The sequence below is a fragment of the Allobosea sp. RIT-PG3_2 genome, from assembly GCF_057321085.1.
This window is the reverse complement of the sequence record NZ_JBXWCA010000004.1, coordinates 45,666-68,203: the sequence shown is the minus strand read 5'-3', so window position 1 is coordinate 68,203 and position 22,538 is coordinate 45,666. Positions and strand designations below refer to the sequence as shown.

Here is a 22,538-nt window from a genome sequence, read left to right as displayed (position 1 = left end):
GTTCGCGGCCGAGCAAGGACGCGAATTGCCGGCTATAGATCATCGCAGTGCAAGATCGGCCATCGCAACGGGCGTAAAGGTCGACGGCGAACAACGGAGGAGATGAAATGATGACCCAGACGAGACGCAAATTCATGATGGCGGCGGCCTTCGGCGCGCTGATCGCCTCTGCTCCGGCCTTCGCGCAAGCGCCTTCGGGCAAGCTCGTGCTCTACACCTCGCAGCCGGAGAAGGATGCGGCCCAGACGACGGCGGCCTTCAAAAAGGCCTACCCGAATGTCGAGATCGATATCTTCCGCTCCGGCACGACCGAGGTGATGGGCAAGCTCGCCGCCGAGATCTCGGCCGGCCAGCCCAGCGCCGACGTGCTGCTGATCGCCGATGCCGCGAGCATGGAGATCCTGAAGGGCCAGAAGCAGCTTCTCGCCTATCCCGGCGCCAAGACCGACGGCCTGCAGGCCGGCTCCTTCGACGCCGACAAGACCTATTTCGGCTCGAAGCTGATCACCACCGGCATTGCCTACAACACCGCCGCCAAGGAGAAGCCGACCTCCTGGACCGATCTCGACAAGCCCTCTTACAAGGGCCAGATCTCGATGCCGAGCCCGCTCTATTCGGGTGCGGCCGCGATCATGCTCTCGACCATGACGGCCCGCCCCGATCTCGGCTGGAAGCTCTTCGAGGGGCTGAAAGCCAACGAGGCTGTCGCCGTGCGCGGCAACGGCGCCGTGCTGCGCTCGGTCGCCACCGGCGAGAAGGCCTATGGCGTGCTGGTCGACTTCATGGCCTACAACGCCAAGAAGCAGGGCTCGCCGATCGACTTCGTCTTCCCGAAGGAAGGCGCTCCGGCCGTGACCGAACCCGTCGCGATCGTGAAATCGACCAAGAACGAGGCGGCCGCCAAGGCTTTCGTCGACTTCATCCTCTCCGATGACGGGCAGAAGCTCGCGCTCTCGATGGGCTACATCCCGGCCAAGCCGAGTGTCGGCTCGCCCGCCTGGCTGCCGGAGGGCACCAAGATCAACGTCATGGCCTCCGACATCGCGGCCGTGGTCAAGGCGACCGAGGCCGACAAGGCCCGCTTCGCCACGATGTTCGGCAACTGAGCTCCGGACGGGTGCGCATGTCCCTCGCCGATACCGCGACGCTGCGCACGCGCGTCGAGGAGACGGGCCTCCTCTGGGGGCTCGTCGGTCTCGTCGCGCTGCTTTCGCTGCTGCCGATCGGGCGGCTGGTCGTCGAGGGGCTTGCCCCGGGCGGCCAGCTCTCGACGACGGCGCTCGGCAAGGTCCTCGCCAGCCCGGCGACCTGGACGGCGACCGCTAACAGCCTGATCACCGCGATATCCGGCACCGTGCTTGCCGTCCTGATCGGCGGCACGGTCGCGCTGCTGGCGACGCTGACCGACATCCGCGCCCGCAACGCCTTCACCTTCTGCTTCGTGCTGCCGCTGATGATCGCGCCGCAGGTCACGGCGCTCGCCTGGCTCCAGCTCTTCGGCCCGTCGAGCACGCTGCTCAAGCTGATCGGCATGGCGCCGCCGCTCGGCAGCCGCAACCCGCTCTATTCGCGCGAGGGCATCATCCTGCTGCTCGGGCTGCAATATGCGCCGCTGGTCTTCCTGACGCTGCGCGCCGGCCTGCGCGCCCTGCCCAAGGAATTGATCGAGGCCGGCCTTGCCGCCGGCGCCAGCCCGCTCACCGTGCTGCGCACCGTCGTGCTGCCGCTGATGACGCCGCCGCTCGTCGCCGGCATCGCGCTCTGCTTCGTCTCCTGCCTCGGCAATTTCGGCATCCCGGCCTTCCTCGGCATTCCCGGCAACTTCCTCGTTCTGCCGACGCTGATCTACCAGCGCCTCGCGGGCCTCGGACCGGGCGTGCTCTCGGAGGTCGCGATCCTGTCGCTGCTGATCGGCATCATCGCCATGGTCGGCATCCTCCTGCAGGATTTCATGATGCGCCGTCGCGATTTCCGCATCACCACGACCTCGAGCGCCGCCCGGCCCTTCGAGCTCGGGCGCTGGCGCGCGCCGGTCGAGACGCTGATCTGGACCTTCGCCATCCTCGTCCTGGCGCTGCCCTTCCTCGGCCTGCTCTCGACCTCGCTGATCCCGGCCTTCGGCGTGCCGCTTAACGCGGCGACCGCGACATTCGCGAACTACGCCTATGTGCTGTTCGAGCACGCCGCCTCGAAGCGCGCCTTCGTCAACAGCTTCCTGATGTCGGCCGGAGCCGCGATCCTGATCGTGCTGATCTGCGTGCCGCTCGGCTACTTCATCGTCTGGAAGAAGTCGCGCGCTCTGCGACTGCTCAACCTCGCGGCCGAGCTGCCCTACGCCATGCCCGGCGTGGTGCTCGCCATTGCCGCCATCCTGCTCTTCCTGAAGCCGCTGCCCGTGCTCGGCGTCTCGATCTACAACACGGTCTGGATCATCGTCTTCGCCTATCTCGCCCGCTTCCTCGTGCTCGGCCTGCGGCCGATCGTCAGCGGCTATCTGCAGATCGACCGCACGCTGGAGGAGGCCGCGCAGATCGCCGGTGCCGGCCTGCCGCGCCGCCTCGTCACCATCATCTTCCCGCTGGTCGCGCCGGCGGCGGTGGCAGGCGCACTCTTGATCTTCCTCACCGCCTTCAACGAGCTGACGGTGTCCGCGCTACTCTGGTCGTCCGGGGCCGAGACGCTCGGCGTCGTCGTCTTCTCCTTCGAGCAGGGCGGCGATTCCACCTACGCCTCGGCGCTGGCGACGATCACCGTGCTCGTCACGGTCGCCCTGATGGCTTCGACGACCCTCTTCGCCCAAAAACTGCCCCAGGGAGTCCTGCCGTGGCGCGACTGACCATCGACCGGGCGCAGAAGCGCTTCGGCTCCTATATCGCCCTGGACGACGTCTCGATCGATGTCGAGGACGGCGAGTTCCTGGCCGTCCTCGGCGCTTCCGGCTGCGGCAAGACCACGCTGCTGCGCCAGATCGCCGGCTTCGACAAGCTCGACGGCGGTGCGATCCGCATCGGCGACCGGCTCGTTTCCTCCCCCGAGCAGCATGTTCCGCCCGAGCATCGCAAGCTCGGCATCGTCTTCCAGTCCTATGCGCTCTGGCCGCATATGACGGTGGCGGAAAACGTCGCCTACGGGCTGACCGTCGCCGGCGTGCGCGATCCCGAGCGGGCGCGTCGCGTCGCGGCGGCCCTCGATCTCGTCGGCTTGAACGGCTTCGCCGAGCGCCGGCCGGGCATGCTTTCCGGCGGCCAGCGCCAGCGCGTCGCGCTCGCCCGCTGCCTCGTCACCGAGCCCTCGCTGGTGCTGCTCGACGAGCCGCTCGCCAATCTCGACGTCCACCTGCGCGCCTCGATGGAGGAGGAATTCTCCCGTTTCCATGAGCGCACCGGCACCACCATGGTCTACATCACCCACGATCAGGCCGAGGCGATGGCGCTGGCCGACCGCATCGCCGTGATGGATCGGGGCCGTTTGCTCCAGCTCGCCACGCCCTCGATGCTCTATCGCGAGCCCGCCAACGTCACCGTTGCCGGCTTCATCGGCGACGGCATGGTGCTGCCCGCGACGGTGCTGTCGGCGCCCCAGGCCGGCCGCTGCAAGGTCAGCGTGCTCGGCGTCGAGGCGGTGGTGCGTTGCCGGCCGGACCAGGCCGTGACCGACCAGGCGAAGCTCTGCCTGCGGGCGCGCGACATCGGAATTGCCCCGGCGGGCGCGGAAGGGCTCACCGGAACGGTGGAGCGCCTGTCCTATCAGGGTGGGTTCTTCAGGCTCGAAGCCCGCCCCGCAGCCAGCAACGATCTCGTGCTGCATCTCGATGCCGCCGAACCCACGCCGGCCCAGGCCGGCGACGCGATCCGCATCGCGATCCATGACGGCTGGGTTATCCCCGAAGCCGGAATCATGGACAAAGCCGCGTGAGACCGGCCGCATGAAACTGAAGATCCACGGCGGGATCGGCGAGAAGGGCCGGACCTGCATCGGTATCGAACACGGCGGAACCCGGCTTCTGCTCGATGTCGGCGTCGACACCAGCGCGCCGCGAGGGCCCGGCTACTATCCCGCGATCACGCCTGACGAACTGAAGCGGCTCGATGCGATCGTCGTGACGCATGCGCATGAGGACCATGTCGCGGCCCTCGGCTGGTGCATCGCCAACGGCTTTTCGGGCCGCATCCTGATGACGGCCGAGAGTGCCGCCGAAACCGACGCCACACTCGCGGCCTATGCGACACCGCAGGAGCGCGCGCTTGCCAAGCAGGCCAAGCCCGAGATCATCACCGCTGGCGAGGATTTCGGGATTGGCCCGATCACGGTCCGGACCGGCCGCAGCGGGCATGTCGTCGGCGGCGTCTGGTGCCATCTGAGTGCGGAAGGTCGTAGCGTCGGCTATTGCGGCGATGTCGTGCCGGCGAGCCCGGTCTTCGCCATGGACCCGCTGCCGCCCTGCGACCTGTTGCTGGTCGATGCCTCCTATGGCGAGGACCGTATCCCGGCGGCCGAACGCGGCGCTGCCATCAGGCGCTGGCTCGCGGGGCATCCGCAGGGCGCCGTACTGCCGACGCCGTTATCCGGCCGTTCCATCGAGCTGATCGGGCTCATCGAAGGCCCCATCGCCATCCACCAGTCGATGCACGCCGCACTGGCTCAACAGATAGCGGCCTCCGCCTGGCTGAAACCGGGGAGCGTCGACCTGCTGTCGGCGCGCTTCGCCGAGGCGTCACTGTGGGAAGAAGGGCAGAAGCTGCCGCCGGCGGCGCTGCTGTGCGACGACGGCATGGGGCTCTCGGGTCCGTCCAAGGCCGCGCTTGCCCAGGCACGCCGCGACGGGCACCCGGTGCTGCTGACCGGCCATGTCCCCAAAGGCAGCCCCGCCGATGCCATGCGTGCTGCCGGAGCGGCGGACTGGCTGCGCTTCCCGACCCATCCGACCCTGGCCGAGAACGCGGCCATCGCCGCGGCGAGCGGGGCTGGCCGCGTCCTCGCCCATTCCTGCGATGCGGCGACGGCCCGCGCGCTCGCAGCCGACATTCCAAACCTCATCGCCGACCTCAAGCCCGGCGATATCATCGAGATCTGACCCATGCGTATCCTGATCGCCAATGACGACGGCATCGACGCCCCCGGCATCGCGTTGCTGCGACGGGCAACCTCCCGTGTCGCCACCGACATCTGGGTCGTCGCGCCCGAGCGGAAATGGACGGCGGCGAGCCATCACCTCTCCTTCGATCGCGATCTGACGCTGACGCGTCGCGAAAAGCAGGTCCATGCGCTCGACGGGACGCCGGCCGATTGCGTCGTTGCCGCGATGACCGTGCTGTTCCGTGACGGCGGCAAGCCGGACCTCGTGCTCTCCGGCGTCAATGACGGCCGCAACGCCGCCGAGGACGCCGCCTATTCCGGCACGCTCTCGATCGCCCGCGAGGCGAGCTTCTGGGACGTTCCCGCCATCGGCTTCTCCCGCACCAAGGGCGGGACGTCCGAGGAGCGGGATGTCGCCGCGCTGGCGGCCCTGATCGACAATCTCTGGCAGCGCCGCGCCGCCTGGAGCCGCGAAGGCGCCTATCTCAGCGTCAACCTGCCGAAGGAGCTTCCGGCCACGATCGGCCTCGCCACGATCGGCCGCGACAAGATCGCCGGCGCCGCCGACGTACAGGCCGAGGACGGGGACCGCATCGTCTGGCGCATCCGCCGCGGCCGGCCGCATACCAGCCGCCCGGGCGACGAGAACAGCCTGATCGATTCCGGCCGCATCGCCATCGTCCGCCATTGCTGGAGCGACGGCGCTCCGCTGGACGCGGACCTCGCCGCCGATCTCAACACAGCCCTGTCTCGGACCTCCGCTTCGCCGGTCTGAGAAGAGGATCTCCATGGCAGCGAGCTCCTGAACGGGCACCGCGAGCAATCCAGGCCGCGCCGGCCTCCGCCCGCATGTGTCTTTGGAATGCCATGCCTGTTGGCCGTTGAGCCGGCACGGCGCCCGGTGGACAGCCTCGAACTGATCTCTGCGCCGATCTCGTCGATCGCCCACCGGAGTGGATTGGCATGACGAATTCGGCCACGACGCTCTCTGGACCAGTATCCGCGCGCCTGGCACTCGCGATCGGTCTTGTTGCACAGCCCGCAGTCGCAATCTCTAATATTCTAGCGATTTCAGCGGCAAATAGCGTCTCGATGACCGATCGTTTTCGCGCAAAACCTGATTAATCAATTGGATTGATGAGGAAGTTACCAGATAAATCGGAATATTCGGCCTCAGCTTTAAAAGTGAATTATTATAAATATTTTGCGCCGCAATGTGCTATTATGTTCTTCGGAAGGTGTTTTCTTCCGTAGAACGGAAGGCTGTGCCATGAAAATCCCCACACAAACCAAGCCTGCCATCTGGGGCGCCGTTGGTGGTGCGATTGCCCTTGCCGTTGTCGGGTTCACTTGGGGCGGCTGGTCAACGGCCTCGTCAAGTGAACGCCTGGCGAAACTGAGAGCCGAGAACGCCGTTGTCTCCGTCCTGTCGCCGATCTGCGTGAGCAATTTTCAAAAGCAACCCAATGCCGATGCCGCACTCTCTGAACTGAAGAAGATCAGTTCGTGGAGTCAGGGCGATTTCATCGCCAAGGGCGGCTGGGCCACGATGGTCGGCAGCACGTCGGCGGACTCGGCGGTCGCAAAGGCCTGTGCCGAAACTCTCGGCATGCCCAAGACCTGAGCCCGATCGCTGCGATCGCCGCGAAGGATGCGACGTCTATCGAGCTGGCATGCGCTGCTCCATGCGATCCGCGCGGAGCATTGGGCATGCTGGGCACCTGCAAACCCGACATTCGGAGATCACAATGGCCAAGGGACAGACACGCGGGAATCGAGAGGCCAAGAAACCCAAGAAGAAAAAGGAAGCCGCGGCGGTGGCCGTAGCGGTCAGAGGAATGCCGGCGCCGCTCGAACTTGCGAGCAAAACCAAGAAAAAGAGCTGAAGTGAACATTCGCAGCCGGGAAACCACGGTCACATTCAACAACCCATTCAGGCTGAGCGCGCTCGACCACGTGCAGCCTGCCGGGACCTACCGTGTGGTGGTCGACGAGGAGGAGATTCCGGCCGTCTCCTTCCTCGCCTATCGCCAGATTGCCACCATGCTGCACACCCCGGCGCTGTCTTCGTCCGGCCGTTCCCAGGTGTTCACGGTGAACTCCGGCGAGCTGGCGAGCGCGCTGGAGGCCGACGTCGGCGCTTAAACGGACGTCTGCGAGGCGGCGCCGCGCGGACAACCTCTGCGAAACCCGTTGAATGCGGTTTCGCGCAACTGGCAGTTCGCCCCTCACCTGCCATCGCGTATGTCGCCGCTGCGTCGAAAGCGGCTCGCTCAGCACGATCGCTCGGAAGACTGCTCCAACATGTGGAGCGCAGGCGGCGCCCTTCCGACGCGCGCCGGCCGCCCGGCACCGCCCATGAAGGGTGGCAGCCCGCACCGGTGTCACGACACGCCGCCGCCGACCATGGCCGCATCGCGCGACAATCCGTCGAGCGATTGCCGGCCTGCGAACCAGGAGCCCGACATGGCGCTCGAACAAGCCTGCATAGAGATGATGCCTAAACCCTGGGGGTCCACCGACCTCCTTCCCTGGAGCACGACCGGGCACCCCAGCGTTCCGATCGGCGAGCTCTGGTTCCAGCGCTGCGACCCGCATGCACCGGAGCCGGCCTTGCTGCTCAAACTGCTGTTCACCAGGGAGGCGCTGTCCATCCAGGTGCATCCGGACGACGCCACCGCCCATGGAATGGGGCTGCCGCGCGGCAAGACGGAAGCCTGGTACATCCTGTCCGCCGCGGCTGATGCCACGGTCGGTGTCGGCCTCACATCGGTCATCACTCCGGAGCGGCTGCGCGCCGCGATTGCCGATGGCTCGATCGCCCAGCTTGTGGCGTGGCACCAGCCGCTGAAGGACGACGTCATCTCCGTCCCGGCCGGAACCATCCACGCGATCGGCCCGGGCCTCGTGCTCGCCGAGATCCAGCAGCGCAGCGATACAACGTTCCGGCTGTTCGACCATGGCCGTGCCCGCGAACTTCATATCGAGCAGGGCGTCGCGGTCGCTCATGCCCGGCCTGCGAAGCCTGCCGTGCCGGTGCGGCGGCTGGGCGATGTCCGGACCGTGCTCGTCGCAAATCCTTACTTCGTCTTCGAGCGGATCGACTTGCCTGCCGGATCGATCTGGGATCTCGATGCCCGCCGCGAGACCTGGCTGGCCGCCATCGCCGGCGACGCCACGATCGACGTCTTGCAGATCGGCATCGGCCAAGGCTGCTTCATCGAGGCGCAGACCGTGCGCATCGTGCCGGGCGAGGGCGGGCTGTCCTGCCTGGTCGCCTACGACGCCGCAACGCCCGGCCGCGATCTCCTGCATCGTGTCGACGGCCACGGCATCCCAGCGCTCCGGGAGACGGTCGCCCCGCCGACCGGACCGCCTCCGACATTCGCGCAATCGCCGGTTCCGTCCACGGAGGTAAGATCATGAGTCCGACCAAACGCATCGCCTTTATCGGCAATTCGCTGCCCCGCCGCTGCGGGATCGCGACCTTCACCACGGATCTGCAGCAGGCGATCGCGTCTTCCGATGTCGATACCTCCATCATCGCCATGAACGACCATGGTGATGGCTATGACTACCCGATCTCCGTGCATTGCCAGATCGCCGACGACCGGCTCGAGGACTATGCCCGCGCCGCCGACTTCCTGAACGAGGGCCGTTTCGACGTCGTCTCCCTTCAGCACGAGTTCGGCATCTTCGGCGGTGAGGCCGGCGGCCATATCATGACGCTGCTGTCGCGCCTGACGATGCCGGTCGTCACCACGCTCCATACCGTCCTGGCCGAGCCGACGCCGCTGCAGCGCAACGTGATGGAACGGGTCGTCGATGCCTCGGCGCGCGTCATCGTCATGGCCGAGAAGGGCCGCGATCTGTTGCGCACCGTCTATCGGCTGCCGGCCGACAAGATCGAGGTGATCGCACACGGCATTCCCGAATTCGCCTTCGTCGAGCCCGATGAGGCGAAGAAGCGGCTGGGTTTCAGCGGCCACTCGGTCATCCTGACTTTCGGCCTGCTGTCGCCCAACAAGGGCATCGAGGTGATGATCGACGCGATGCCCTCGATCCTGAGGCGCCGTCCCGATGCGATCTATGTCGTTCTAGGTGCGACGCATCCCAATCTCGTCCGCGAGCGTGGCGAGGCCTATCGCGAGAGCCTGATGCGGCGCGTGCGCGAGCTGGGGGTCGAGGACCATGTCGTCTTCCTCGACCAGTTCGTCGATCAGGCGACGCTGCTCGGCTTCATCTCGATGTGCGATGTCTATGTCACGCCCTATCTCAACGAGGCGCAGATGACATCGGGCACGCTGGCCTACAGTTTCGGGCTCGGCAAGGCCGTGGTTTCGACGCCCTACTGGCATGCCCGAGAATTGCTCGCCGACGGGCGCGGCATCCTCGTGCCGTTCGGCGATCCCATCGCGATCGGCAACGAGATCGCCAGCCTGCTGACCGATGCTCCCCGGCGCCAGGCCATGAGGCTGCGCGCCTATGCGAGCAGTCGCTCGATGACTTGGGAGCGGACCGCGAAGCGTTATCTCGCCGCCTTCGAGACGGCCCGTCGGGGCCGCATGCTGAGCGTCATCGCTGGCGACGGCGAGCCGAGGCCTGTGCCGGCAATGACGGCACCGCCCAAGCTGCAGACCGGCCATCTTCTGAGCATGTGCGACGATACCGGGCTGTTCCAGCACGCCGTCCACTCCGTGCCGGATCGTGCGCATGGCTATTGCATCGACGACAATGCCCGTGCGCTGCTCCTCGCCAGTGTCTTGAACGACACTGGCGAGCCGCCTCTAGCGGACGTGCTCACGGCGCGCTTCGCCTCCTTCGTCCAGCATGCCTGGAATCCCGACCGACGGCGCTTCCGCAACTTCATGAGCTTCGACAGGCGCTGGCTCGAGGATGCCGGTTCGGAAGACAGCCATGGGCGCACGCTCTGGGCGCTCGGTGTCTGCGCGCGTGACGACGCGAGCGTTTCGCGGCGGCGATGGGCCGCCGCCCTCTTCGCCGAAGCCTTGCCTGTCGTCGAGAGCTTCAGCTCACCGCGCGCCTGGGCCTTCGCCCTGCTCGGCCTCGATGCCTACTGCACCATCGCCGGCGGGGCGGCCATTGCCGTCTCGTCGTTGCGCGCGCTGCTCGCCGACCGTCTGCTCGGCCTGATGGCGGCGGTCGAGACGCCGGACTGGGTCTGGTTCGAGGACGGGCTCTCCTATGACAATGCGCGCCTGCCGCAAGCGCTGATCGCGACGGGGATATCGATGAAGGTTCCAGCCTATGTCGAGGCCGGCCTGCGCTCGCTGCGCTGGCTCGCGCATCTCCAGACCACGCCGGCGGGCCTGTTCAGGCCGGTCGGCTCGGAGAGCTTCGGCGACAAGCGCAGCGCGCCGAAAGCGTTCGACCAGCAGCCGCTGGAAGCGACGGCGACGATTTCCGCATGCCTGGCAGCCTGGAGTGCCGATGGCGACCCGCAATGGCGCACCGAAGCCGCGCGCGCTTTCGCCTGGTTCCTGGGCGATAACGATCTCTCGGTACCGTTGGTCGACCTCGACAGCGGCGCCTGCCGCGACGGGCTGCATCGCGATCGGCCGAATGAGAACCGCGGCGGCGAATCCGTGGTATCCTATCTGCTTAGTCTCGCCGAGATTCGCCAGCTTGCCCGCATCAGCGGGGATCGCCCGAAACTGGCGCCGCTTCGGGTCTTGCACGCCTGAGCCTTCGGCGAACTTGCACAAACAGATCGGCGGACGTCTTGTCCCAGCCCACTTTTCTGAACAGGCAGGCCCTCTCCCTGCACCCCGACCCTTCAAGGGTCGTCGTGCGCCGGTTCGGGCCCGCGGCCGAGCCGCGGAATTTCAACGCCGCCGAGAAGGCCAAGGCGAACCATATCGTCGAGCGGGTGCTGTCGCTCGACCCGGCGGCGGCGGCGAACCTGCTTGCCGATGTGCTCGAGAATTTCAACGGTCGGCACCGCAACCTGCTGGAAAGGTTCGAGGCGCGGGCCGACGAAATGGAGGATGCCTTCGCCACGCATGGCGCCTTCACAAGGGTTCAGCGCCAGCTGGTCGGAGCCTATTTTCTGCATGAGTATTCGTTCGAGGCGGCAGCGCTCTTCAATCCCAGCATCGTGCTGCATCCCGACCAGACCGGCGCTCCCGCAGGGGGGTGCCGCTTCATCCTGAGCGTTCGCGCCGTCGGCGAGGGGCATATCTCGTCGCTGACGTTCCGCTCCGGATCGATCGCGGCCGATGGCGGCATCAGCATCGATCCGACCTCGCGCCTGGCGACGATCGCGACTCTGCACAACCGCATGGCGCGCCTCGACGGTGAAGACGTCGAGGTCGTCTTCGCGGCCGATAGCGACATCAGCGAGCGCGTGATCTTTCCCGTGACCGCGCCTCAGGCGAACGGCATCGAGGATGCGCGCTTCGTCGCATGCGAGGAGGACAGCGAGACCGTCTATCGCGCCACCTATACCGCCTATGACGGCAGGGCGATCCGCTCTGAGCTGATCGAGACGCGTGATTTCCTGTCGTTCCGGCTGTCGCCGCTGCGAGGCTCCGCCGCCGTGAACAAGGGCATGGCGCTGTTTCCGCGCAAGCTCGACGGCCGTTACGCCATGATCGCGAGACAGGACAATGAGAACCTCTATCTGATCTATTCGGACGATCTCCTTGTCTGGAACGGCGGGGTCGAGATCCTGACGCCGCGATTTCCGTGGGAGTTCGTTCAAATCGGCACCTGCGGCTCCCCGATCGAACTTGACGAGGGCTGGCTGCTGCTGACCCACGGCGTCGGAGCGGTACGGAAATACACGATCGGCGCGGTTCTGCTCGACAAGGCGGATCCGTCGAAGGTGCTGGCTCGCCTGCGCGAGCCTTTCGTCCAGCCCGAGCCCTCGGAACGGGAAGGCTACGTTCCCAACGTCGTCTACACCTGCGGCGCGATGCGCCACGGCGATATGATCGTCCTGCCCTATGCGGTGTCGGACAGCTTCTGCCATTTCGCCACGGTGAGGATCGCCGCGCTGCTGGACGCGATGGAGATTTCCGATGCACCCTTGGGTGCCCACGACGAAAACGAGCGGCTTCCCGCCGGGGAGCCCATCTTCGAAAGGGAAAAATCATGACCGAACAACCCATCAAGGTCGGCGATATCGTCCGCCTTTCATTCGGCTTCGCCGACCGGTCCGGAACGGGCGAATATGAGATCGTTCGCTTGATGCCCGTGCAGCAAAGCGGCGAGCGTCAGTACCGGGTGCGCGGCGCCGACGGTCGCGAGCGAGCGATCGAGCACAACCAGATCGTGGTTTCGAAATCGGCGGCGGCCGACTCCCCGCAGCAGCCGCAGCTGCTGTGAAGGCTCGGGGAGCCGCCAATCAGGAGAAAGCAGATGACCGCACATTCCAAATCGCGCACGCAGGCTGAAGCCGCGTTCCTCAAGACGCAAACCCAATCCCTGTCGCGGAATCGTATCCTGTCGGAAGTCGAAAGCGTCAATCAGACCCGCGACGCCAATACCGCGCGGCTGAAGGAACAAAGGCTGCGCAAGGAGGCTCTCGACCGCGCCGCGGCTCCGCCCGAGGCGAAGGCCGGCAAGACCTCGAAGTGAGCCCAAAAAAGCCGACGCTTGCGAGCTGCTAACCGAAGGAATCTGCCTTGGACATCGACGTGACTTCAAAACCGGACGAGGCAGCCTGGCTGCTGACCGACCTGCTCGGCCGGGAGATGGGGCGTGTAGTGGAAGAGACCTCCGGCGTGTTTCGGATTCATCCCGCCGGTCATGCGATGCAGACGATGGCGACCATGAAGCTCGAACCCTACCGGACACTCGACGAAGCCCTTGCCGAGATCGAACGCTTTACCCGCGGGACCTGCAGGCGGGCGCAGCCTTCCCAGAGTGACGAGGAAACGGCATCGTGATGAGCCGCCTCGCCTCCCTCGCCGCCAAGGATCGAAGCTGAGCCTTATGTCGGCCGCTTGCCGCGCCGCTTGTCCGGCGTACCTGCGGGCACATCGATGAGCTTCGCCTTCCGTGAAGCCTTGGTGTCGTCGGAGATCGGCAGGTCGGAGAGTGCTTCGTCGATATGCCGCCCCGCAACGGCGCGCGCCTTCAGCTGCTGGTTCTTGCGCACGACATTCTTGCGGGAATCGACGGGAAGAGACCGGTCCATGTCATGAACGGGCGCAGGGGCTGCGCTCCGGATTGGGTCGTCCTGTGATTTGATCGGATTCGTCATGAACGACAAACGACCCGCAGCATCGTTTGTTCCCGTCGATGCCCGTTCCCGAGCATCGCGTTAAGGCTGGATCGTTGACCGGCCTTCAGGCCTTGCCGGAGCGGATGCCGCTGAGCCATGCGGATTCCGCCCCGAAATCGCCGGCGTTTTCTCAGGCCTCGAGGAAAAAGCGGATCATCTCCCGCGAGGCGTCGGGGCCCGTCGCATCCGCATAGCTTCCCAGACGGTCGCCTCCCGACCAGGCGTGGCCGCCGCCCTTGATGAGCCAGTGCTCGGCAATCGCCGGCCCATCGCCGTTTCCGAGAAGCGTCCGGGTCACGCCTTTGCCATTGATCACTGCATCGGTCTGAAATTCCGCCGGTTCGCCATGGGCGGAGCGTGTGAGATCGAACATCTGTTTGCCGTTCGACGGATGGACGGTGGCGTCGGCAGCCCCGTGGAAAACGATCTTTCTGACCGGCGAACCACCTTTCACTGCTGCTTTCGCAGTCCCTTTCATCGCGGCAAATGCCGACATGACATCGCAAGCCGCGCCATGGGGCAGGCCGGAATGGATGCCCGCTGCGGAAAAGACGTCGGGATAGGCCGCTGACAGGATGTCGGCCATGGCACCGCCAGCCGACAGGCCGGCAACGAAGATGCGCCTGCGATCGATCTTGAACTCCGAAGCCAGTTCCTGAGCAAGCCCGGCCAGAACGGCGGGCTCGCCGGCGCCGCGCTGCTGATGTCGGGCGTCGAACCAGTTCCAGCAGCCTTGGGCGTTGGCCGATTTCGGCTGCAAAGGATAGGCGACGATCAGGCCGAATTCGTCGGCCAATACGTTCATCCTGGTCCCGCGCGCGAAATCGTCGGGATTTTGCGTGCAGCCATGCAGCATCAGGACCAGCGCGAGCTCCCGGCCGGCATGATCGGCGGGCATGTAGAGCTTGTATGCCACCGAGCCGGCTGCCGATTGGAAGCGGCGCGCGCGAAAGTTCTCACTGTCCCCGGCTCCTTCAGCGGCCGCTGGGCCATGGCTGGGGGTGTGAACGAAGCTCGGCCGCTCATGGCGAAGCTTCTGCAGGACCGCCCTGAGACCCCGCGCCGGAGGCGCTTCGAGGCCGGCTCTGCCCTGGCCGCCGCTATCCGGATCTGCTCCCCGCAGAGGCTGCTGTCCGGCAAGAGCGCGCTGGACCGCAGCCGTTGCGCCCGCCACATCGGCTGTTCGCAGGCGGCTCATGGCTTCGCCGATGGCGGCGTGAAAGCGCGGGTTCATGGCTGATGTCCTTTGGGTCATGTCAGGCGGTCGGCCAGGGCGGCCTTGATGTCGGGGGATGCGTGCAAGGCACCGAGGACCGTGAGGGATGCGATGGCCGTCCTCGCCAGTTCCGGCGAGACGTCGTTGTCGATCACGGCCAGGCCGAGGACCCGGATTTCGAGTTGTTCACCGGCGGCCACCACCGCCTCCAGGTCCCGCCGCGTGAATGTCCGAAGTCCCAATTCGAGCGCCAATCGTGTCGTCGCCTTGGCCGCGATCTCGGAATGGGACGAAAGCTGGTTGCGGATTGCGGTGCGAATGAAATCCGACCGGTTGGAATAGAAGCCGTCCCTGACCAGCAGGTCGATGCGGCCGAGGTCCACGAAGCCGAGATTTAGTGTCAGCTTTTCGCTATCGGGCGCTTTCATAATCACATCCATATACCATCCGGGTGGATGGTATATGGATTGCGTGCGCCGCATATCAAGAGGGTCGATCGACGGTTCTTAAACCGGCTGTGCGGCCAAGATCGGTCTTGGCTGACTGGGAATTGGATATCGCGCGGCCTCAGGACACGCGAAAAACCCCCGCACCAAACTCCGGTTTGGGTCAGGTAGCGTGCCCACGATCGGTCTTGGCAACCGAGCGTTACGAGGTGTTCGCGCCATCGCTCTTGAGAGAAGGCTCCATCGGCGTCCGCGGAGCCTTGTCCCAGAGCTTACGCCATAATCCGAGCCGTCCTTCGACTCGCCTGGATGAACGCCGCGACGAAAGCGATGGAGAGCAGAAGCACGATGGTCGGTGCCGGGGCGCTGTCGATGAAGAAGGACAGGTAGACGCCGAGGAACGAGCCAGCCGCGGCAATGGCCATCGACAGGATCAGCATGGTGCTGAACCTGCGGGTCAGCAGGAAGGCGATGGCACCCGGCGCGATCAGCATGGCGATGGCCATGATGATGCCGACGGCCTGCAGGGCGCCGACGATGGTCAGGGAGATCAGGCTGAGCAGGCCATAGTGCAACAGGTTCACCGGCAGGCCGACGGCCCGCGCCTGCGCGGGATCGAAGGCATGCAGGAGGAAGTCCTTCCATTTGACGCCGATGACGGCCGCCGTGAGCGCGGCGATCAGCGCGGCCTGGCCGATATCGGCCAAGGAGACGCCAAGCATGTCGCCGAAAAGGATGTGGTCGAGATGCACATCGGACCGGATCTTGACGTAGAGAACCAGCCCGAAGCCAAACATGCCGGAGAACACGATGCCCATCACCGTGTCCTGCTTGATGCGGCTGTTCTCCTTCAGGAAGCCGGTCGCGATGGCGCAGAACATGCCGGCGACGAAGGCGCCGATCGCGTAAGGAAACCCGACGATGTAGGCGATGACCACGCCCGGAAACACGGCGTGCGAGATCGCGTCGCCCATCAGCGACCAGCCCTTGAGGACGAGGAAGCAGGAGAGCAGGGCCATCGGGATCGCCACCAGCACCGAGATGATCAGGGCATTGATCATGAACTCGAACTGGAAGGGGGCCAGAAGCGTGTCGAGGAAGCTCATGGCCCTACCTCCAGCGCCTGCGCGGCGCGGCGGCGGGCCGCCAGCATTCCGTGCTTGGGGGCGAACAGGAATGCGATCAGGAAGACCAGCGTCTGCAGGCAAACGATGATGCCGCCGGTCGCACCGTCGAGGAAATAGCTCGCATAGGCGCCGGTGAAGCTGGTGGTCGCGCCGATCGCCACGGCGATGACGAGCAGTCGCGGAAAGCGGTCCGTCAGTAAATAGGCGGTCGCGCCGGGCGTGACGACCATGCAGATGACGAGGAAGGCGCCGACCGTCTGGAGCGCCGCCACCGTCGAGGCCGACAGGAGCGTGAAGAACATCACCTTGAGCGCCGTCGGGTTGAGGCCGATGGAGCGCGCATGGCTCTCGTCGAAGAAGACCACCATCAGGTCCTTCCATTTGACCAGCAGGACCGCGAGCGAGACGAAGCCGATGATGGCGAGCTGGATCGTGTCGCCCGGCGTGATCGCCAGGATATTGCCGAGAACGATGGTCTGAATGTTCACCGAGGTCGGCGAGATCGAGACCATGAACAGGCCTAGCCCGAAGAAGCCCGAGAAGATCAGCCCGATGATCGCGTCTTCCTTCAGCTTGGTGCGCTGATTGAGGAAGAGCATCGCGGCGGCGGCTAGCCCGCCCGAGAAGAAGGCGCCGATCGAGAAGGGCAGGCCCAGCATGTAGGCGCCGGCCACACCGGGAACGATCGCGTGAGACAGCGCATCGCCGATCAGCGACCAGCCCTTGAGCATGAGATAGCAGGACAGGAACGCGCAGACGCCGCCGACGAGGGCGGAGACCCACATCGCGGTCAGCATGTAGTCATAGGTGAAGGGCTCGATCAGGCCGGCCATCGGTTCGGCCCCTCATTGCCCTGTTCCGTCGCACACGCCGTTGCCCTGCCGTCCTGCAGGACGAGTGGCCGCTCGTCATCGCTGAAGACGCGGACGGGCGCCGGCCTGCCGCTCTGCGCCTCGCTGAGGACGAAATGCCTGAGCACGCCGCCGAAAGCCTTCTCCAAGTTCTCCTGCGTGAAGGTCTCGACGGTCGGTCCGTAGGCGAGCACGGTGCCCTTGATCAGGATGGTGCGGTCGCAGAATTCCGGCACGGAGCCGAGATTATGGGTCGAGACCAACATGACGCGGCCTTCGTCGCGCAGTTCGCGCAGCAGCGTGATGATCTGATCCTCGGTGTTGACGTCGACGCCGGTGAAGGGTTCGTCGAGCAGGATGACGCGGCCGTCCTGCGCGAGAGCGCGGGCGAGAAAGACGCGCTTCTTCTGTCCGCCGGAGAGCTCGCCGATCTGGCGCTTGCGGAACTCGCCCATATTGACGCGGGCGAGCGCGACCGAGACGGCCGCGCGATCGACCGCGCGGGGGATGCGCATCATGCCCATATGGCCGTAGCGGCCCATCATAACGACGTCCTCGACCAGGACGGGGAAGTTCCAGTCGACCTCTTCCGCCTGCGGCACATAGGCGACGAGGTTCCGGCGCAGCGCTTCCGCGACCGAAAGGCCGAGCACGCGGATGTCGCCCTTCGCCAGCCGCACGAAGCCCATGATCGCCTTGAACAGCGTCGACTTGCCGGAGCCGTTGACCCCGACGAGGGCCGCGATCGTGCCCGTGGGGATCTGAAAGCTCGCATCCCGAAGCGCGGTATGACCATTGCGATAGGTCACGGTCGCTTCCTTCACCGCGATGCCCGGCCCCGCATCCGAAGATGCGGGGTGGACGGGATTTCTGACGGGCGCGTTCACTGCGCGAGCCCCTTGGCGATGGTGTCCGACGTGACCCGGAGCAGATCGATATAGGTGGGCACGGCCCCGTCCGCCTCGGTCAGCGAGTCGACATAGAGCACGCCGCCATATTTCGCCCCGGTCTCGCGCGCCACCTGCTCGGCGGGCGCCGAAGAGATCGTGCTTTCGGAAAAGACAACGGTGATCTTGTTCTTGCGCACCGCGTCGATGACCTTGCGGACCTGCTGGGGCGTGCCCTGCTGATCGGCATTGATCGGCCAGAGATAGAGCTCCTTCAGGTCGAAATCGCGGGCGAGATAGGAGAACGCTCCCTCGCTCGATACCAGCCAGCGCTTCTGCTTGGGGACCTTGGCGAGCTCCGCCTTGATCGGGTCGATGATGGCCCTGATCTTCGCCTTGTACGCCTCGGCATTGGCCTTGTAGGTCTCGGCGTTCTTCGGATCATGCTTCGCGAAGGCATCGCGGATATTGTCGACATAGATCAGTGCCGCGGTTGGCGACATCCAGGCATGCGGGTTCGGCTTGCCGGTGTACGGACCTTCGGCGATGCCCATCGGCTCGATCCCCCGCGAGACCACGACACTCGGCACATTCTTGAGGTTCCGGAAGAATTTCTCGAACCAGAGTTCGAGATTGAGGCCGTTCCAGAGGATGAGTTGCGCGCCCTGCGCGCGCTGGATGTCGCCCGGCGTCGGCTGGTAGTTGTGAATCTCGGCGCCGGGCTTGGTGATCGACTCGACGACCGCCGCGTCGCCTGCCACGTTTCTTGCGATATCGGCGATCACCGTGAAGGTCGTGACGGCCTTGAGCTTTTCCTGGGCGGCCGCCGGCATGGTGCTCAGCGCGGCCGCCAGGCCGACCCCCATCAGTCCGGCCAGAACCGATCGTCGCGCATTAACCAGCATGAACGCCTCTTATTGATAATGGGTTGCAAGAGCATTTTGTGTTACCGCGATATCCGTCAACTTTGCAAGTGCGAGTTATTTGCAATTAAGCTCACAGCGTGTGCGGGGGCGGAGGCCGGCGCCTCTCGGCCTGGCGCGCGCGGGCTGTGCCGTATTCCCGACAATCCTGGCGGCCTCTCCTGATCGAAGCGATCCTTCGCGCAGTAGGTACCAATGCGCGCGTCGAGGTAGCTTGGCGCGCCCGCGGCTTCCCCGGCAGAAGGGTCCACTGTCTCGGCGGGGGTCGGAGACATCGAGGCGTGCGATCGGTCCGCCTGCTTGGCGAGTCGTCGTTGCCGCCAGACTCCGCATCATGAGTTCGTTTTCCGGGTCGAGCGCATCGCCTCGCCCCGCCCGCCGCCATGCGAGCTATGCGTCAGCCGGGCTTCAACCTTGACTGTAACCAATGTAAATATCTAAATACATTTGTTGAGCGGGCTTGCGAAGCCGGAGCTTTATGCGGAATGTCCCACGCCATTTTTCTACACGCCGCGGGCGACGCGCGCTTCGCCCCGTTTAATCTGCGCGAGGGCGCGCCCGGGGAAACGCTCCTCGATGTCGCCGCCGTCGGACTGTGTGGCAGCGATCTGCACTACTACAAGGACGGCGGCATCGGTTCCGCCGTGATTGCCGCGCCCTTCGTCCCCGGCCATGAGTTCAGCGGCTGGCTGACCGAGGATCTCCCTGAGTTGGGGCTAGCACGCGGCGAGCTGGTCGCAGTCGACCCCAACCAGTCTTGTGGCCATTGCGAGCATTGTCGCGAGGGCCATCCCAATCTCTGCCCCGACGTCGTCTTCATCGGTGCGCCCCCGCATGACGGCGCGATGACGGAGCGCATCTGGGTGCCGAAATCGCAGATCGTCGCCGTCCCCCAGCATTTCACGCCCAGCGACGCCGTGATGCTCGAGCCGCTCGGCGTGGCGATCCACGCCGTCGACCTCGCCAAGCCGCGCCTGCTTGAGCGCATCGCTCTGCTCGGCTGCGGACCGATCGGCCTCCTGATCCTGCAAGTGCTCAGGGCGGCCGGCGCCGGCGAGATCCTGGTCTGCGATCCGCAGCCGCATCGCCGAGCTCTTGCGCTTGAACTTGGGGCGGACAAAGCCGGCGCGAGCGTGGCCGACATTGCGGAATGGACACGCGGAGAGGGACTGCCGCTCGTGATCGAGGCCACCAACGCGCCGGAGGGCTTTCGCGATGCCGTGCGCGCGGCGCGGATCGGCGGGCGCGTGGTGCTCGTCGGCATCCCGGATGGCGACAGCTATGTGGTGCCGGCGGCGGAGGCGCGCCGTCGCGGCCTCAGCCTGAAGTTCTCCCGGCGGATGGGCCATGTCTACCCCAGGGCCATCGAACTCGTCGCGCGTGGCAGGGTCGATGTCGACGCCGTCGTCAGTCATCGCTTCGCATTGGCTGAAGGGCCGGAGGCTTTTCGCCGGCACGCCGCCAATGAGGGGGGCATGGTGAAGAGCCTGATCTATCCGCGCGGTTCCGTGAGCCGCGGCTGATGAGTCCGCTGCCCAGCAGTGTCGGCAGCTTTATCGGCATCGATCTCGGCACCTCGTCGCTCAAGGCCATCCTGGTCGACGATCGCCAACGCCTGCTGGCCGCGGCGACGCGCGATCTCCACGTCCACCGCCCCGAGCCGCTATGGGCGGAACAGGACCCCGCCGATTGGATCGAGGCTGCGCTGTCAGCGCTGCGGGAACTCAGGCAGATCGCCCCTGCCGCCTTTCGCGGCTGCCGGGGCATTGGCTTGTCCGGACAGATGCACGGCGCCGTCCTTCTGGATCAGGCCGGCAGGCCGCTACGCCCCTGCATGCTCTGGAACGACGGCCGCTCGGCCGCGGAATGCGCGGAAATCGAGACAGCCGAGCCGGCGTCCCGCGATATCACCGGCAACATCGCCATGCCCGGCTTCACCGCGCCGAAGCTCCTTTGGGTCCGCAGGCATGAGCCGGACATCTTTCGCCGGATTCGAAAAGCCCTGCTGCCGAAAGCCTATCTGCGTCTCGCGCTGACGGGAGAGGCCATCGAGGAGATGTCCGACGCGGCGGGAACACTCTGGCTCGATGTCGCCGGCCGGGACTGGTCGGATCGCATGCTCGCCGCCACCGGCCTCGACCGCAGCCACATGCCCGGTCTCGTCGAGGGCTCGCAACCTGCCGGAAGGATGCGAGCGGAACTGAGTCGGGAACTCGGTTTCGACACCCCACCGCTTTTTGCCGGAGGCGCGGGCGACAACGCGGCCGGGGCCGTAGGCCTCGGCGCCATCACGCCGGGAGCGACCTTCCTGTCGCTCGGCACCTCCGGGGTATTATGGCGCACGACCGGCCGCTTCGAGCCCCGGGCGGACAGCGCGGTTCATGCCTTCTGTCATGCCTTGCCGGGCCTCTGGCATCAGATGTCCGTTCACCTCTCCGCGGCTGCGAGCCTGAGCTGGTGGGCAGGCGTGACGGGCTGCGCGGAGACCGATCTGCTGGCGCCGCTCGGCGAACGGCTCGACGCTCCATCGCCCGCCCTGTTCACGCCTTATCTGTCCGGCGAGCGCACACCTCACAACGATCCCCGGATGCGGGGCGGTTTCGCCCGCCTTGGCCACGACACCGACCGGAACACCATGACCCAGGCCGTCATGGAGGGCGTCGCCTTTACCTTCCGCGATGGCAAGGCGGCGTTGGAGAGTGCCGGCTCGCCGATCGGAGAAGCCATCGTCATCGGCGGCGGCTCCCGCTCCGATCTCTGGCTCTCCATTCTCGCCAATGTGTTGGACATGCCGCTGCATCGCCATGCAGCCGCCGAGACGGGCGCAGCCTTCGGCGCGGCGCGCCTCGCGCGCCTCGCCTGCACCGGCGAAGACCCGCGCGAAATCTGCCTGAAGCCGGAAGGCACGCCCGAAACCTTCCGTCCCGAGCCGGCACTCGTGGCAGCCTATGCGGCCCGCTATCCTGTCTGGCAGCGGGCGGCCGCCTTCAGCCGCGAACTGCAATAGGCCCCGGCTGCGGCATTTGACAGGAAATCGAGCGGATGCTCTTGATTTGAGCATCCGTTCACGGTTGTCTATGTCTCATGCATCCGCTCCCCCATTTCGACCTCATCATTCTCGATTGCGACGGCGTCCTCGTCGACAGCGAGACGATCAGCTGCCGCACCCTGGTCGACATTCTCTCTCCGCTGGATCCGGATTATGATCTCGAAGGGGTGATGCGGCGCTATCTCGGGCGTCCCGCGAGCGCCGTCATCGAGGACTATGAACGAATGACCGGCCGCCCGGCCCCGGAGAGCTTCAAGCGGGACTGGCGCGCGCGCCTCTTCTCCGCCTTCAGCGCTACGCTGAAACCTGTCGAAGGCGTGCGCGAGGCCGTGGAGGCCTTCGACGCCGATTACTGCGTCGCCTCTTCCAGCGACGAGGAGCGCATCGAGCACTGCCTGCGCAAGGCCGAGCTATGGGACCTGTTCGAGGGGCGGATCTTCAGCACCACGCGTGTCGCAAACGGCAAGCCGGCACCCGACCTGTTCCTTCTCGCGGCGGCAGAACGCGGCGTCGCGCCCGAGCGCTGCCTGGTGATCGAGGATAGCGTCAGCGGCGTGCTGGCGGCCAAGGCGGCCGGAATGACCGCCTTCGGGCTGACGGCGGGCAGCCATTTCGCCGTCCTGGATCAAAGACGCGCGCTGCTCGATGCCGGTGCCGACAGATTGCTCGGCTCATGGCGCGAGCTCGCCATCCCCGCAGCAGCCGGCTGAAC

General features: G+C 65.8%; 25 protein-coding genes. 18 read left to right on the top strand and 7 right to left on the bottom strand.

What is annotated here, in order from left to right; translation table 11 throughout:
- Positions 1-137: 137 nt before the first annotated feature.
- The 14 genes from AC2FAN_RS13640 (at position 138) to AC2FAN_RS13575 (ending at position 12,989) form a co-directional block, all read left to right on the top strand.
- Positions 138-1,106: an ABC transporter substrate-binding protein gene (locus tag AC2FAN_RS13640; RefSeq protein ID WP_485175236.1), complete on the top strand. Its 969-nt coding sequence runs from the start codon at positions 138-140 to the stop codon at positions 1,104-1,106.
- 17 nt (positions 1,107-1,123) lie between these two features.
- Complete coding sequence (locus AC2FAN_RS13635; protein ID WP_485174687.1) at positions 1,124-2,836, top strand: ABC transporter permease; 1,713 nt, start codon at positions 1,124-1,126, stop codon at positions 2,834-2,836.
- The gene (locus tag AC2FAN_RS13630) at positions 2,824-3,915 is read left to right on the top strand and encodes an ABC transporter ATP-binding protein (protein WP_476805465.1); all 1,092 of its coding nucleotides are present in this window, start codon (positions 2,824-2,826) and stop codon (positions 3,913-3,915) included. The genes AC2FAN_RS13635 and AC2FAN_RS13630 overlap by 13 nt, the downstream gene beginning before the upstream one ends.
- A 10-nt stretch (positions 3,916-3,925) precedes the next feature.
- Positions 3,926-5,074, top strand: coding sequence for an MBL fold metallo-hydrolase (locus tag AC2FAN_RS13625; RefSeq protein ID WP_485174684.1), 1,149 nt, complete (start codon positions 3,926-3,928; stop codon positions 5,072-5,074).
- A gap of 3 nt (positions 5,075-5,077) precedes the next feature.
- On the top strand, positions 5,078-5,851 hold the full coding sequence (gene surE / locus AC2FAN_RS13620) for a 5'/3'-nucleotidase SurE (protein WP_485174682.1): 774 nt from the start codon (positions 5,078-5,080) through the stop codon (positions 5,849-5,851).
- Between the two features lie 495 nt (positions 5,852-6,346).
- On the top strand, positions 6,347-6,700 hold the full coding sequence (locus tag AC2FAN_RS13615) for a hypothetical protein (protein WP_265050799.1): 354 nt from the start codon (positions 6,347-6,349) through the stop codon (positions 6,698-6,700).
- Between the two features lie 124 nt (positions 6,701-6,824).
- Entirely contained in the window at positions 6,825-6,962 is a 138-nt protein-coding gene (locus AC2FAN_RS13610) for a hypothetical protein (RefSeq protein ID WP_485174680.1), read from the top strand.
- Position 6,963: 1 nt separating this feature from the next.
- Positions 6,964-7,221, top strand: coding sequence for a hypothetical protein (locus AC2FAN_RS13605; protein WP_265050801.1), 258 nt, complete (start codon positions 6,964-6,966; stop codon positions 7,219-7,221).
- Positions 7,222-7,542: 321 nt separating this feature from the next.
- On the top strand, positions 7,543-8,502 hold the full coding sequence (locus AC2FAN_RS13600) for a class I mannose-6-phosphate isomerase (protein WP_485174677.1): 960 nt from the start codon (positions 7,543-7,545) through the stop codon (positions 8,500-8,502).
- On the top strand, positions 8,499-10,781 hold the full coding sequence (locus tag AC2FAN_RS13595) for a glycosyltransferase family 4 protein (protein WP_485174675.1): 2,283 nt from the start codon (positions 8,499-8,501) through the stop codon (positions 10,779-10,781). The genes AC2FAN_RS13600 and AC2FAN_RS13595 overlap by 4 nt, the downstream gene beginning before the upstream one ends.
- Positions 10,782-10,819: 38 nt before the next feature.
- Complete coding sequence (locus tag AC2FAN_RS13590; RefSeq protein ID WP_485174673.1) at positions 10,820-12,196, top strand: glycoside hydrolase family 130 protein; 1,377 nt, start codon at positions 10,820-10,822, stop codon at positions 12,194-12,196.
- A complete protein-coding gene (locus AC2FAN_RS13585; protein ID WP_265050805.1) occupies positions 12,193-12,426 on the top strand; it encodes a hypothetical protein in 234 nt (77 codons plus the stop codon). The genes AC2FAN_RS13590 and AC2FAN_RS13585 overlap by 4 nt, the downstream gene beginning before the upstream one ends.
- 33 nt (positions 12,427-12,459) lie before the next feature.
- Positions 12,460-12,678, top strand: a complete 219-nt coding sequence (locus AC2FAN_RS13580; RefSeq protein WP_485174670.1) for a hypothetical protein — start codon at positions 12,460-12,462, stop codon at positions 12,676-12,678.
- Between the two features lie 47 nt (positions 12,679-12,725).
- Positions 12,726-12,989: a hypothetical protein gene (locus AC2FAN_RS13575; RefSeq protein WP_485174668.1), complete on the top strand. Its 264-nt coding sequence runs from the start codon at positions 12,726-12,728 to the stop codon at positions 12,987-12,989.
- Between the two features lie 44 nt (positions 12,990-13,033).
- Here AC2FAN_RS13575 and AC2FAN_RS13570 read toward each other — a convergent pair whose 3' ends face one another.
- On the bottom strand, positions 13,034-13,240 hold the full coding sequence (locus AC2FAN_RS13570; RefSeq protein ID WP_265050808.1) for a hypothetical protein: 207 nt from the start codon (positions 13,238-13,240) through the stop codon (positions 13,034-13,036).
- 217 nt (positions 13,241-13,457) lie between these two features.
- Positions 13,458-14,225, bottom strand: a complete 768-nt coding sequence (locus AC2FAN_RS13565; protein WP_485174666.1) for an extracellular catalytic domain type 1 short-chain-length polyhydroxyalkanoate depolymerase — start codon at positions 14,223-14,225, stop codon at positions 13,458-13,460.
- Here AC2FAN_RS13565 and AC2FAN_RS13560 point away from each other — a divergent pair.
- On the top strand, positions 14,175-14,567 hold the full coding sequence (locus tag AC2FAN_RS13560) for a hypothetical protein (protein WP_485175260.1): 393 nt from the start codon (positions 14,175-14,177) through the stop codon (positions 14,565-14,567). The genes AC2FAN_RS13565 and AC2FAN_RS13560 overlap by 51 nt on opposite strands.
- Positions 14,568-14,578: 11 nt before the next feature.
- Here AC2FAN_RS13560 and AC2FAN_RS13555 read toward each other — a convergent pair whose 3' ends face one another.
- The 5 genes from AC2FAN_RS13555 to AC2FAN_RS13535 all read right to left on the bottom strand — a co-directional run bounded on the left by AC2FAN_RS13555 (position 14,579) and on the right by AC2FAN_RS13535 (position 18,759).
- Positions 14,579-14,971 carry a CopG family transcriptional regulator gene (locus AC2FAN_RS13555; RefSeq protein ID WP_265050811.1) on the bottom strand — a complete coding sequence of 131 codons (393 nt, stop codon included), beginning with the start codon at positions 14,969-14,971 and terminating at the stop codon, positions 14,579-14,581.
- Positions 14,972-15,261: 290 nt separating this feature from the next.
- Positions 15,262-16,095 (bottom strand): metal ABC transporter permease, encoded by an 834-nt coding sequence (locus tag AC2FAN_RS13550; RefSeq protein ID WP_485174664.1) that lies wholly within the window; start codon positions 16,093-16,095, stop codon positions 15,262-15,264.
- Positions 16,092-16,949 carry a metal ABC transporter permease gene (locus tag AC2FAN_RS13545; RefSeq protein ID WP_485174662.1) on the bottom strand — a complete coding sequence of 286 codons (858 nt, stop codon included), beginning with the start codon at positions 16,947-16,949 and terminating at the stop codon, positions 16,092-16,094. Before AC2FAN_RS13545 ends, AC2FAN_RS13550 begins: the two co-directional genes overlap by 4 nt.
- The gene (locus AC2FAN_RS13540; protein WP_485174660.1) at positions 16,937-17,854 is read right to left on the bottom strand and encodes a manganese/iron ABC transporter ATP-binding protein; all 918 of its coding nucleotides are present in this window, start codon (positions 17,852-17,854) and stop codon (positions 16,937-16,939) included. Before AC2FAN_RS13540 ends, AC2FAN_RS13545 begins: the two co-directional genes overlap by 13 nt.
- Positions 17,851-18,759 carry a metal ABC transporter substrate-binding protein gene (locus AC2FAN_RS13535; protein ID WP_485174658.1) on the bottom strand — a complete coding sequence of 303 codons (909 nt, stop codon included), beginning with the start codon at positions 18,757-18,759 and terminating at the stop codon, positions 17,851-17,853. Before AC2FAN_RS13535 ends, AC2FAN_RS13540 begins: the two co-directional genes overlap by 4 nt.
- A 503-nt stretch (positions 18,760-19,262) precedes the next feature.
- Here AC2FAN_RS13535 and AC2FAN_RS13530 point away from each other — a divergent pair.
- From AC2FAN_RS13530 to AC2FAN_RS13520, 3 genes are all read left to right on the top strand, one after another.
- Positions 19,263-20,300, top strand: coding sequence for a zinc-dependent alcohol dehydrogenase (locus AC2FAN_RS13530; RefSeq protein WP_485174656.1), 1,038 nt, complete (start codon positions 19,263-19,265; stop codon positions 20,298-20,300).
- On the top strand, positions 20,300-21,784 hold the full coding sequence (gene xylB, locus AC2FAN_RS13525) for a xylulokinase (protein ID WP_485174654.1): 1,485 nt from the start codon (positions 20,300-20,302) through the stop codon (positions 21,782-21,784). The genes AC2FAN_RS13530 and xylB overlap by 1 nt, the downstream gene beginning before the upstream one ends.
- Before the next feature lie 77 nt (positions 21,785-21,861).
- Entirely contained in the window at positions 21,862-22,536 is a 675-nt protein-coding gene (locus AC2FAN_RS13520; RefSeq protein ID WP_485174652.1) for an HAD family hydrolase, read from the top strand.
- The last annotated feature ends 2 nt before the right edge of the window (positions 22,537-22,538 follow it).

Bases quoted from the DNA above. Each gene is read 5' to 3' on its own strand.
- AC2FAN_RS13640 (WP_485175236.1), top strand. From the start codon at position 138: ATGGCGGCGGCCTTCGGCGCGCTGATCGCCTCTGCTCCGGCCTTCGCG.
- AC2FAN_RS13635 (WP_485174687.1), top strand. From the start codon at position 1,124: ATGTCCCTCGCCGATACCGCGACGCTGCGCACGCGCGTCGAGGAGACG.
- AC2FAN_RS13625 (WP_485174684.1), top strand. From the start codon at position 3,926: ATGAAACTGAAGATCCACGGCGGGATCGGCGAGAAGGGCCGGACCTGC.
- surE (WP_485174682.1), top strand. From the start codon at position 5,078: ATGCGTATCCTGATCGCCAATGACGACGGCATCGACGCCCCCGGCATC.
- AC2FAN_RS13615 (WP_265050799.1), top strand. From the start codon at position 6,347: ATGAAAATCCCCACACAAACCAAGCCTGCCATCTGGGGCGCCGTTGGT.
- AC2FAN_RS13610 (WP_485174680.1), top strand. From the start codon at position 6,825: ATGGCCAAGGGACAGACACGCGGGAATCGAGAGGCCAAGAAACCCAAG.
- AC2FAN_RS13600 (WP_485174677.1), top strand. From the start codon at position 7,543: ATGGCGCTCGAACAAGCCTGCATAGAGATGATGCCTAAACCCTGGGGG.
- AC2FAN_RS13595 (WP_485174675.1), top strand. From the start codon at position 8,499: ATGAGTCCGACCAAACGCATCGCCTTTATCGGCAATTCGCTGCCCCGC.
- AC2FAN_RS13585 (WP_265050805.1), top strand. From the start codon at position 12,193: ATGACCGAACAACCCATCAAGGTCGGCGATATCGTCCGCCTTTCATTC.
- AC2FAN_RS13580 (WP_485174670.1), top strand. From the start codon at position 12,460: ATGACCGCACATTCCAAATCGCGCACGCAGGCTGAAGCCGCGTTCCTC.
- AC2FAN_RS13570 (WP_265050808.1), bottom strand. From the start codon at position 13,240: ATGGACCGGTCTCTTCCCGTCGATTCCCGCAAGAATGTCGTGCGCAAG.
- AC2FAN_RS13560 (WP_485175260.1), top strand. From the start codon at position 14,175: ATGCAGCATCAGGACCAGCGCGAGCTCCCGGCCGGCATGATCGGCGGG.
- AC2FAN_RS13565 (WP_485174666.1), bottom strand. From the start codon at position 14,225: ATGCCCGCCGATCATGCCGGCCGGGAGCTCGCGCTGGTCCTGATGCTG.
- AC2FAN_RS13555 (WP_265050811.1), bottom strand. From the start codon at position 14,971: ATGAAAGCGCCCGATAGCGAAAAGCTGACACTAAATCTCGGCTTCGTG.
- AC2FAN_RS13550 (WP_485174664.1), bottom strand. From the start codon at position 16,095: ATGAGCTTCCTCGACACGCTTCTGGCCCCCTTCCAGTTCGAGTTCATG.
- AC2FAN_RS13545 (WP_485174662.1), bottom strand. From the start codon at position 16,949: ATGGCCGGCCTGATCGAGCCCTTCACCTATGACTACATGCTGACCGCG.
- AC2FAN_RS13535 (WP_485174658.1), bottom strand. From the start codon at position 18,759: ATGCTGGTTAATGCGCGACGATCGGTTCTGGCCGGACTGATGGGGGTC.
- AC2FAN_RS13530 (WP_485174656.1), top strand. From the start codon at position 19,263: ATGTCCCACGCCATTTTTCTACACGCCGCGGGCGACGCGCGCTTCGCC.
- xylB (WP_485174654.1), top strand. From the start codon at position 20,300: ATGAGTCCGCTGCCCAGCAGTGTCGGCAGCTTTATCGGCATCGATCTC.
- AC2FAN_RS13520 (WP_485174652.1), top strand. From the start codon at position 21,862: ATGCATCCGCTCCCCCATTTCGACCTCATCATTCTCGATTGCGACGGC.